The sequence below is a fragment of the Dapis brunnea BLCC-M229 genome (genome assembly GCF_050015995.1).
GTDB lineage: Bacteria > Cyanobacteriota > Cyanobacteriia > Cyanobacteriales > Microcoleaceae > Trichodesmium.
This window is the reverse complement of sequence record NZ_JBNHEP010000127.1, coordinates 67,349-78,235: the sequence shown is the minus strand read 5'-3', so window position 1 is coordinate 78,235 and position 10,887 is coordinate 67,349. Positions and strand designations below refer to the sequence as shown.

At 36.1% G+C, this 10,887-nt stretch carries 6 protein-coding genes; 4 read left to right on the top strand and 2 right to left on the bottom strand.

The genetic code is table 11. From position 1 onward, the window contains the following. Positions 1 to 434: 434 nt before the first annotated feature. Together ACP6PM_RS15240 and ACP6PM_RS15235 are read left to right on the top strand one after the other, a co-directional pair. Positions 435 to 2,918: a helix-turn-helix domain-containing protein gene (locus ACP6PM_RS15240; protein ID WP_426585997.1), complete on the top strand. Its 2,484-nt coding sequence runs from the start codon at positions 435 to 437 to the stop codon at positions 2,916 to 2,918. A 351-nt stretch (positions 2,919 to 3,269) separates the two neighbouring features. Further along, positions 3,270 to 3,686 (top strand): helix-turn-helix domain-containing protein, encoded by a 417-nt coding sequence (locus ACP6PM_RS15235; RefSeq protein ID WP_426585996.1) that lies wholly within the window; start codon positions 3,270 to 3,272, stop codon positions 3,684 to 3,686. A 346-nt stretch (positions 3,687 to 4,032) separates the two neighbouring features. Here ACP6PM_RS15235 and ACP6PM_RS15230 read toward each other — a convergent pair whose 3' ends face one another. Together ACP6PM_RS15230 and ACP6PM_RS15225 are read right to left on the bottom strand one after the other, a co-directional pair. Then, the gene (locus ACP6PM_RS15230; RefSeq protein WP_426585994.1) at positions 4,033 to 4,971 is read right to left on the bottom strand and encodes an alpha/beta fold hydrolase; all 939 of its coding nucleotides are present in this window, start codon (positions 4,969 to 4,971) and stop codon (positions 4,033 to 4,035) included. A 671-nt stretch (positions 4,972 to 5,642) separates the two neighbouring features. Then, positions 5,643 to 5,771, bottom strand: coding sequence for a hypothetical protein (locus ACP6PM_RS15225; RefSeq protein ID WP_426585992.1), 129 nt, complete (start codon positions 5,769 to 5,771; stop codon positions 5,643 to 5,645). 160 nt (positions 5,772 to 5,931) lie between these two features. Here ACP6PM_RS15225 and infC point away from each other — a divergent pair, with 160 nt between their 5' ends. Beyond that, positions 5,932 to 6,462 carry a translation initiation factor IF-3 gene (gene infC / locus ACP6PM_RS15220; RefSeq protein WP_293096231.1) on the top strand — a complete coding sequence of 177 codons (531 nt, stop codon included), beginning with the start codon at positions 5,932 to 5,934 and terminating at the stop codon, positions 6,460 to 6,462. Between the two features lie 1,030 nt (positions 6,463 to 7,492). After that, positions 7,493 to 10,525 (top strand): HEAT repeat domain-containing protein, encoded by a 3,033-nt coding sequence (locus ACP6PM_RS15215; protein ID WP_426585990.1) that lies wholly within the window; start codon positions 7,493 to 7,495, stop codon positions 10,523 to 10,525. Positions 10,526 to 10,887: the final 362 nt, after the last annotated feature.

Genomic DNA, 10,887 nt, shown 5'->3' with positions numbered 1-10,887 from the left:
ACCACCTTTCGTTCCTAGAATTCTTTTAATCCCATAAGCGATAGGGCGACCTGCCACTTTGCTACCCACATGAAAAGCGATCGCTCAAATTCCGAGAAAAATTATTTTGTGAAGCACTCCAGAGAAAAAGTCAGTGGCAGGAAGATTTGACTGTTTCATAGCAAGGCAAAAATTTTGCCATAAATGAATGAGAGAATCTGCATTTTGTGGAGCTACCAAAAAAAAATCGGCGCGGAAAAGATTTACCCCTTGCATCCGCAAAAAAATCATAGTACTATATAATTAGTGGGTTTTGCTCGCACCTATACATGACTTTTTATTCAACCAAAAACATAAAAATATATTGTAGATAAAGTTTTAAGCTGTCGCCGAAGTAACAGTAAAATCACATCAATTTAGATAAAATTTTAAATATATCAAAATATTAAGTAAAAATGAAAGTCGAAGAAGCATTGGAAGTTCTGGAGACAGTTCTACCTCCAGGCTCCTTAAACGCTGTAAAAAGAATGGTATTTTCTCAAGCATGGGAAGGTAAAGGATATTCTGAAATTGCAGAGCAAGCAGGTTATGACCCAGACTACATCAAAGGAGTAGCAGCCAATTTATGGCAAAATCTTTCTAGTGTCTTAGAAGAAAAAGTAACCAAGAAAAACTTTCGCCCTCTACTGAGACAAAAATTTGGCACTCAGAAATCATGTCTTGCCCAAACCGAGCCAAATATTCAACAGCAAATATTCCAGTCTTCCACAGAAACAAAAAAAATACTGCATAAGCCAAAAATTGATTGGGGAGAAGCCATAGATGTTTCTGTTTTTTACGGACGCTCTCAAGAACTAAACCAACTCCAACAATATATTATCGCAGATGGTTGTCGCTCGATCGCCCTACTTGGCATGGGTGGCATTGGTAAAACAGCACTAGCAGCAAAAGTAGCCAAACAACTACAGAATAAATTTGACTATATAATTTGGCGATCGCTCCGCCACTCTCCGCCACTAGAAACAATTTTGAGGGAACTTACCTCATTTTTCTCTGACCAAGAATGTACTCAAGGAGAATTAAGCAAACTTATTGAATGCTTACGCAACTCACGCTGTCTAATAATTTTAGATAGTGTCGAAACAATATTAAAACCTGGATGTACAGGTCATTATCGTTCTGGTTACGAAAATTATAGTCAACTATTTCAGTTAATTAGCCAAACATCCCACTCTAGCTGCCTCATTCTCACCAGTCGAGAAAAACCCCCAGAAGTAGCAGCCTTTGAAAGTATAGATACAGCAGTACGATCGCTACAACTATTAGGTTCAAAAGAAATAGCCAAAGCCTTACTACAAACAAAAGAAATATCAGGTTCAGAAGCACAAAAACAACAACTCAGCGAACATTACAGCTATAGTCCCCTAGCATTAAAAATAGTCATCACCTCCATCAAAGACTTATTCGATGGAGACCTAACAGAATTTCTCCAACATAATACTGCCACCTTCAATGGTATTCGCCGACTCCTCGACCAACACTTTCATCGTCTCTCAGAAGTAGAAAAAAAGATCGTGGTTTGGTTGGCAGTTAACCAAGACTGGACTAATGTACAAAAATTAGAAACCGATATTCTACCAGCAGTTTCCAAAGTTAATCTTCTAGAAAGTTTAGAAGCTCTCATCTGGCGCTCTCTAGTCAAGAAAAAATTAAGTATGTACGCAGTTGAACCTCTAATAATGGAGTACATTCTTAACTATTTAATTGAACAGATAGTTACTGAATTAACCACTACTAACTTAAATTTATTTATTAGTCATTCCTTAATTATAACCACTGGCAAACGCTCTATTAAAGAACGACAAAATCAGCTAATTATCGAACCTATTGCCAGACAACTCAGTAAAATATTTAGTTCTACTCAAGCCCTCGAACAACAATTATTATTAATTTTAAATAAATTACAAGCTGACCAAACTGCCTTATGTAGTTATGGTATAGAAAATCTGATTAATTTGTGTATGAAACTAGAGATTGACTTAATGGTAGGCGATCTTTATTCTCACAAAATAGAATGTCGTCAATCTGCTCATATCTATTCCCAAAAAGCTATTGAAACATTAAATAAAACTCACCACAAACACTCAGAGTTTTGTGCAATAGTTCCTGGGAAAATTTGCCCTGCAAGTCAAACCGATCGACACAAATGCCATGAAAATAATGAGTCACAATTGTTAGATAATAACTCCTGTATTTGTCCTACTAATTTTGTAGATTTACCTGACCATAATTACCAAGAATCACAAAAGCAGCAACTAGATCGAAATATTTTAGAAAGCCCAATGTTGTTAGAGAAAATACAAATACCAACATTAGACAATATTTCTGTCATAGCTTCTAGTCCGAATAAAGAATTTTTAGCGATCGCCGATAAATGGGGAAATGTTCGTCTCTTGCCAATAGTTAATAGTCAATCACATATAGTTCTTGAGGGTCATACAGAAGAAATATATTCAATCGTTTGGAGTCCAGATGGAAATTTTCTAGCGACTGGAAGTGACGATCTAACAGTAAGATTATGGGATATTTATACAGGTAAATGTCTACAAATTTTTAATGAACATACAGCTCGAATTTATGCTTTAATTTGGAGCCAAAATAGTCAAACTATTATTAGTAAAAGCGAAGATGAAACTATTAAGCTCTGGGATATTTCTACTGGTAAATGTTTACATACTTGGTCAGCAGAGAACTTTATTCAATCTTTTGCCGATCTAGATTCATCAACAACTAATACTTGTGAATTTTTAGCTCCTACTTTTTATGAAGTTGAATGTCCTGTTAGTCTAAGGATGAATAGTTTAAGTTTTGTTAGTTTGACAGATTATCAGTTGGATTCTACCCCCTTAGTATCTTTTATATTTACATATAAAACTTAGGGAAATTATTTGATTTTTTTTGTAACTTCACGGCACATTAAAAATACCAGTATCAATTATATTATTTTGGAATAAAAAATTAAGAAAACAGTCAGTTGCTCAAGGAGTTCTGATCCTGGAGGTAAAACCTATCATAAAATCTTGAAAGAGGACTCGCTATAATTTCTAATTTAGCGGTGAGACGGGGCGTATAAACTACCAGGGAAACCTACGCAGATAGCCCCTCATAAATTACAAAATTGCCAATTAATTGAGCGGAGCGCGAATCAATCCAGTATCAGTTATAATATAGATATTTATCAACGTTTTACTTTCAACCTTTGATTACTTTAACTTACCAGTACAAACCTTTTGCTAAACAAACAACAAGAAACTGAAATTAACCAGATTTTTCATGTTTGTCAAGACGTATATAATTACGCATTAAGAGAGCGGAAAGACTGGTGTGTTTCAAGAAAATCACCAATTAATAGTTGTTCAATTATTTTTGAATACATTATTTATGCTGATGCAGCTTATCCTAATTACAATCATCAAGCAAAAAAATTAATAATAGCTAAGAATACTAATCCCAGATTAAAGTCAGTTAATGCTCAAGTCTTACAACAAACTTTGAAGACTTTAGATAAAGCTTTTTCTGAGATGAAATCTCTTGGTAAAGGTTTTCCTCGGTTTAAGAAAAAAGGATATAAAACAACACCACGAACTCCTAATCAAGTTATCATCAAAGGCAAAAAAATTCCCAAAAACAACAAAAGGTTTCTATAGGAGCAGACGATAACTCTTACAGCGGTTTTCATGTCGGTAGACCACAGTAGGGGCGAATGGCCATTCGCCCTTACTTACAAGATTTTGGTTGTGGCGATGTGGTTCATCCATCTGAAAAGCACTGTAATTATTGCTATTTTTCAGTGATTATATTCACTGAATACAAGGAAATATTTCTCCAACTTAGTTAGCGTAAATATGGCGCTAACTATTTTTATTTTTGTCCAAAGTACAAATCTGTAAAGCTAGTTGATTATGGCATTTTCCATTGATTATATTTTCTTAGGAAGCTCCCAAATCGATTATATATATATAAAATGATTATATAGAATGATGACTAAATATTTTAGTATTTTTGTTGAGCGACCCAATCAAGAATTAGATCATTAACGATTTCGGGACATTCATCATGGGGACAATGACCAGCGCGATCTAATTCTCTTAATTGTAAACGGGGATTAAGTTTGGTAAACTGACTGGGATTAGAAAATTTAGGTGGAATTAATAAATCTTGCTTGCCCCAAATTAATAAGATAGGAACTTCCAGAGTAGGAAGTACAGCTTTTACACTAGGCCCTAACTTTGTACTACCCATAATCTTATATAAAATACAAAAAGCACGGGTAGCACCCCGATCGGTGGGGGGTCCTGCTAATATGTCCACCAATTCTTCTGTAACTAGATCGGGATTATTATAGGCAAGTTTAACCCAACGGCGAATTATTGCAGGTCTGCGAAGAATAAAAAATAAAGCTCTTAATAACAGTGGAGAAGCAATAATATTTTGAATCAACTCAACAGTGGGTAAAAACTTAGGTGGAATTAATTCTGCTTGAGCCCCCGGGTCGGGTAGATTAATCATTATCAACCCTTCAACCATATCTGGATAGGTAGCACTAGCAACTAGAGAAATTAATGAACCAGTCGAGTTACCCACTAATATTACTGGTACTTGAATAAAAGTCTGCCAAAATTCGTATACTTGCTCTACCCAAAAGCTACTATCGTAGTTAGCGATCACTTTTTCCGAAGCGCCAAAACCCACTAAATCTAGTGCATAAACTGTGTGTTTTTGACTTAATACATTGATATTGTGTCGCCAATGGCCTATTGATGCTCCAAAACCATGTAAAAGTAGTAGAGGAGGGTTTGCTAATTTATGGCCTGCCAAAGTTTCCTGATTATTTTGGCACCGAGAATAAGTGTATCGAGTTTGCCATCCTCGCCATACCCAGTCTCGTTGATTACCTATTTTTTGTTGCCAGTCACTAGTAGTTTGAGTCACTATACATTTATATTATATTTCTAAATATTAAGATTTGTGGCGTTGCTGATTTTAGGTATAAAACTCCATGGGTCAGAGATAGTTAAGGGTCTATTGCTTCCAAATTCAAATTATACCTATTGACGAAGAATGTGGGTATAAAAGCAAACATTTCAATAAGTCTAGTCTTTTTGGGAGGAATAGATGCAATAATATCCTATTGTACCAGGCGCGATCGATACTTGCTACAAATAAATTTTTAGTTAAGTGCTAGGTTTTAAGTAGTTCAAAAATCTTAATATGGCATATGGCCAGGATAGGAAATTCGGAAATTAGGTTTTCAAGCATACTAGCTCGTTATTTGTAACATTCTTTTTTCAAGTATGATATCACTCACTTCGAGTGTAAGGGCTAACGACTGAAGCAAAATAATTGGACAAAGTTTGACATATATATATTTATTTACGGATAATATAAACCTTGAAAAATTTTAAAAGTTTGCTACAATAGTTTAAAGAAAAAACGAAGCTAATTTAATTTAATTTAATTTAATTCAATTTAAGGCTTGAAATCCTGTACAAAACTCTTCTATAGTAGGTTGACTCTTAAAGGGTGGTTAATGGATTTAATCTCAACTTTGGTTAAAGACCCGCTTTCTCCCGTAGGAGAGCGTCGGGATTATGTCAATAACCTTAACCTGATATGTCCCGAAAATAGTCCAATAGAGTAGCAAAGTTTTCAAAACAATCAAAGGCCATAGTTAGTGGAGTTTCCACTAAATTTAATCCTTGGTAGAGAATTAAGTTATAGACTTCGGTCACTTGTTCTCCGTGAAGCAGGAAGCTAGCCTCCAAAACTCAAACTCTAGTTTTGGTAAATTTGGGTAAGTTCAGTAGAACTGTGAAAGTCTCAATAACTAAATACCGTAGCCTCATTTGGTACGGATGTCCCTCTGAACAATCGTTTTAATAATCCTAATTAATGCCAATCGAAAAAAGAAATAATCGTAATCAGCCTCAAATTAATGAAAGTATTCGAGTTCCTAAAGTCAGAGCTATCGATCCAGATGGCAAGCAATTGGGAATTATGGATACAAAAGAAGCGTTGCGTATGGCCGAAGAAAAGGAGCTTGATCTGGTTCTCATAAGTGATACAGCCGATCCACCGGTTTGTAAAATAATGGACCATGGTAAATACCTGTTTGAACAGAAAAAGAGAGCACAGGAAGCAAAAAAGAAGCAGCATAACGCAGAAGTCAAGGAAGTTAAGATGCGCTATAAAATTGAAGAGCATGACTATAATGTTCGCTTATCTCATGCAAAGCGCTTTCTTGAATCTGGTGATAAAGTGAAGGCTACTATTATGTTCCGAGGCAGGGAGATACAACATAGTAACCTTGCAGAAGAATTATTGCAACGGATGGCAAAAGATTTAAAAGATTTAGCTGAGGTTCAACAGGCTCCTAAGAGGGAGGGACGCAGTATGATGATGTTGTTCTCCCCTAAAAAGTAAAGTTGGATATTCAAAGTATTTACAACTCTAACTATACTATTCATACAGTATAATAGAATACTAATTTTTTAGTAAGTAAAGCTAGTGCAGGATAGCATAAATAATTGAGCAGTCGGATCTATGCCCTGTTATTGAGATAGAATACTCATCCATTTGATCGCTATAAAAAACAAATGTTCCCCAGCCAAACTAAATATGATCATCATCATCATTTAGTATGATGATTGAGCCAGTATAAGCGTGGCATATTAATCTACTTAATCATACTTTGAAAACCCCTAAAACTTCAAGACAAAAGGCTTGGCAAGAGTACCGTTGAAATAGTCAATAAAATTCATAATCTTCTGCTTGAGGTCTGAGGTGGAAGATAAAATGTAGTATGTACGAGAGTAAACTACTGGCCAAAATAGAGAAATTACACTTTCCAGTGGAAAGAATTTGGTTGTTGCTAGGTACAGAGTCTAATTGAGGATATTTTCTATAATCTTCTTGAATTTCTTGTGATTAACCTCTTGAGTTTTAGCACTTGCCAGTTCCTCAGAAGTATCTAAGCCCCTTTTGAGGATATTTTCTATAATCTTCTTGAATTTCTTGTGATTAACCTCTTGAGTTTTAGCACTTGCCAGTTCCTCAGAAGTATCTAAGCCCCTTTTTAGTCACAGCCTCACTTGCCTTGGATGCAGTTGTAATTATTCACCAATTGTTCTATTATTGCTTCCGGAGGTAGCTGTGAAGATGACTTTTGCTCTTTTAACTCGGCTATCATAATTAGTGGTATGACTTGCTAAGAATTGAAATATAGTTTTCTGTATTTGAGACAGGTTAATGGTTTGAGCTTAAATGAGGGGATCGAGAAGGAGGTTGATTAGGCCAGAACAAATTCTAGTGCATGATGGCGGAAACAACTGAACAGTTACAAAACCCCAAAAGCCTTACCAATCAATACTTTTGATTTTTAACTTTGGACTTTTGACTTCCCCATAGTGGCACTAGTTTACTAACTATACACTTTAGTTATTCAGTAAACTACATGGAACTGAGAAGTTTAAAAAGTTATACAGGATTAGGAAATAAACTGCTAATCTCCCTCAATCTCCGTTATGAGGAAGTAGAGCGAACCTTACTAATGTTCGTGGTATACACTCTTACTTCTGTAGGATTAATTTGGTTAGAACTAAGTACAGTTAGTCTATTCTTAGACCAATATGGTGCTGACAAACTACCTTGGATATATATTGCTAGTGCTGGCATAGGTTCAGGTTTAGGCTTTATCTATTCCTGGCTACAGAAAATCATGCCCCTGCGCCGAGTAATAGTGGTAATTCTATTACTAATGGCAGTTCCTTTATTCTTATTTAGGTTTGGGATTGGCATTGAAAATATCACGATAGCTGGTCTAAGTTTAGCTTTTCTTACTACTTTTATGATGTGGTTGTGGGTAGAAGCTTGTTACTTGCTTAACGATTTGAATACTTCAATCACAGCTAATCAGTTATTTAATATTAGAGAAATTAAACGGACATATCCAATAATAAGTAGTGGTTTTTTAGTAGCAGGAGTAATTAGTGGATTTTCTTTACCTTTAATACTATACTTTGTACCGCTGAATAACGTCACAATAGTATCAGGATTAATGATAATATTGGGTTCAGGAATACTATTATATTTATCAGAGAAATATCAACAATCTTTTCCTGATTCTAGCCGTTGGATACCAGAAGAGGACGAAGAAGAATTTTCTACTCGGAGAATAAAAGGACCTTTACAAGGTTATATACTGCCATTAATCATATTCTTTGTGATGGCAGAAGTGCTATATGTATTAATAGACTTTCAATTCTTTTATCAACTAGAATTGCAAAACCAGGCTGTTGATGGAGCAAGTAAAATAGCAAGTTTCTTGGGGTTGTTTGAAGGAATTTTGAGTAGTTGTCAAGTAGCAACTCAATGGTTTGCCTCTAGTCGTTTGGTAGAAAGAATAGGTGTTTTTGGTACAGCAATGGTACTACCATTAGGCGCAATAGCTTTAGGGTTATTTTCTTTTACAGGTGCAATAACAGGATTATTTTCAGTATTTGTAGGATTAGTAATTCTGAGATTTTTAGATGAGTTACTACACTATACATTAATTGAAACTACCGGACCGGTTTTATTCCAACCTTTACCAGAAAATATTCGTAGTGATGTTCAAACAATGGTAAATGGAGTAGCAGAACCATTTTCTACAGGTTTGAGTGGATTAATAATATTAGCAATTCTCTGGTTATGTAGATTAATATTAGACTCCAATCAAACAGGGTTTCAAGATCGGCAAGGTCTGATATTTGTCATTGCAATAATTATATCTGGTTTGTTATGGCTAGGAGTGATATGGTTAATTAGAAACCAATATGTAGGCTTGTTGGTAAGAAGTGCTGGCAAAGGAAGATTTGGTGTATTAGATGTAGATATGCGTGCTCTGAAACGCTCAGTAGTAGAAACTTTGGAAAAGGGTGTTTCAGAAGAAGATAAACGTTCCTGTATTGAGCTACTAAGTCAAATAGACCAAAAAAATTTAGGTGAAATATTAGCCCCACTCCTGCAAGTAATGTCACCTGCATTACAATGCCAAAGTCTGGAAGTGATGTTAAATCACCCTAACCCAGTTTATCTCAAACAAGTACAATCCCTAACCCAGGCATCAGTACCACCAGAAGTTCTGGCTTTAGCCTTACGCTACATCTGGCTCACAGAATCAGAACCAGATATTAGTCAGCTACGACCTTATTTACAATCTTCAGTAGACCCAGTAGTAAGAGGTACAGCAGCAGCTTTAATTATGCGTCGAGGAGACAGAGAACAAAAAGCTGAAGCTACTAATGTTTTACGCAGGATGATTACTTCCAAGCAAGAAAAAGAAAGAGTAATGGGAGTTCGTGCCTTGGGAGAAGCAGATTATTTGCAAGGGTTACGATTGTATGTTCCTAGCTTATTACAGGATGAATCGTTACGAGTGCGAAAGTATTGTATGGATGTAATCGCTGCTACTCATTTAGAAAGCTACTACCCCTCGCTTTTACGGGGTTTATCCTACAAATCAACCAGGGAAGCTGCATTGCAAGCATTAGTAAGATTAGGTAATGATGCAATTCCGATGCTGGTCAGGTTGGCGGATGATACTCACAAGTCCGATTTAGTTAGATTACAGGCTTGGACTGCTATTAGTGAAATTGGTACAATTGAAGCACTGGATTCTCTGGTAAATAGAATGATGACTACCTGGGGTATGACACGCCGTAATATTTTACGCAGATTGTTGAAAATGCCAGGAGAAGTTGGAATTGAAGGTGTACTTGAACGAGTAGGTCGTAGTGGACTTGAAATTTTAGTAGAGCAAGAGTTGATGTTTCTGGGACAGATTTATGCAGGTATAGTAGACTTATCTGGGGTAGATATGAATTCAACTACTTCTCACTCTACTGCTCTAGAGGAAGTTAATGGAAAACTAACAACTGATTATACAGAAATATTGCTACGGTCTCTCAAATTATTGGAGTTAGATGCTATAGAACAGTGTTTTTTGTTAATGAAATTTCTTTACCCATTGGGTTCTATTCAAGCAGCAGCTTTTAATATTAAGTCTGATTCCCGTTCAAATGTGGCCCGTGGTTTGGAGATTTTAGATAATACTGTAGATATTTCTTGTAAGCGCTCGTTAATTGATATTTTGGATCAAAATAGTTATGAGGAAAAATTAAGTAGTTTGTCCGATCTCGTTGTTTATCAACCAATGGCTCCTAGCGATCGCTTACGACATCTCCTAGATTTTCGTCATTTTCTTTCTGACTGGGCTTTAGCCTGCTGTTTACAGATGGCTCGTGAGGCTCGTTGGAGTTTAACTGCAGAACAAACTTTAGTTTGTTTAAGCCACCCTACTGGTTTTGTGCGAGAGGCTGCTCTAGCTTACTTGCGGATGGCATCTCAACGTGCATTGGTTGAATTATTGCCTAATTTGAGGAATGACCCAGACCCTCTGGTGGCTGATCAGGTAGAGCAAATGATTGTTGAGTTTGGTATTGGTTAGGTTAAAAATATAGCCAAGGGATTGAGGAGTGTGGGAAGTGTGCGGAGATGAAGATGAGAAAAGTTGCGATTAAATTTCAAGATTAGGTTTGGGAGGGTCAAATTTTTTCTGATGAGTAATTTGACGTTCATTCTCCCATCTTACAGCGGTTTTCATTTCAGTAGATCACAGTAGGGACGTTCTATGGAAGGTCTTTACAAGCTTTTGGTTGTGGCTATTGGTTCATCAATCTGAAAAGTGCTGTACAATTTACAGCACTTCCCTGTGTTATAAGGTACACAGCTAGCGGGCAAGATGCCCACACTACAATAATTTTACCATTCAAAATAGACATCTCCAGAAAAGAAGGAGTAAGGATAAAG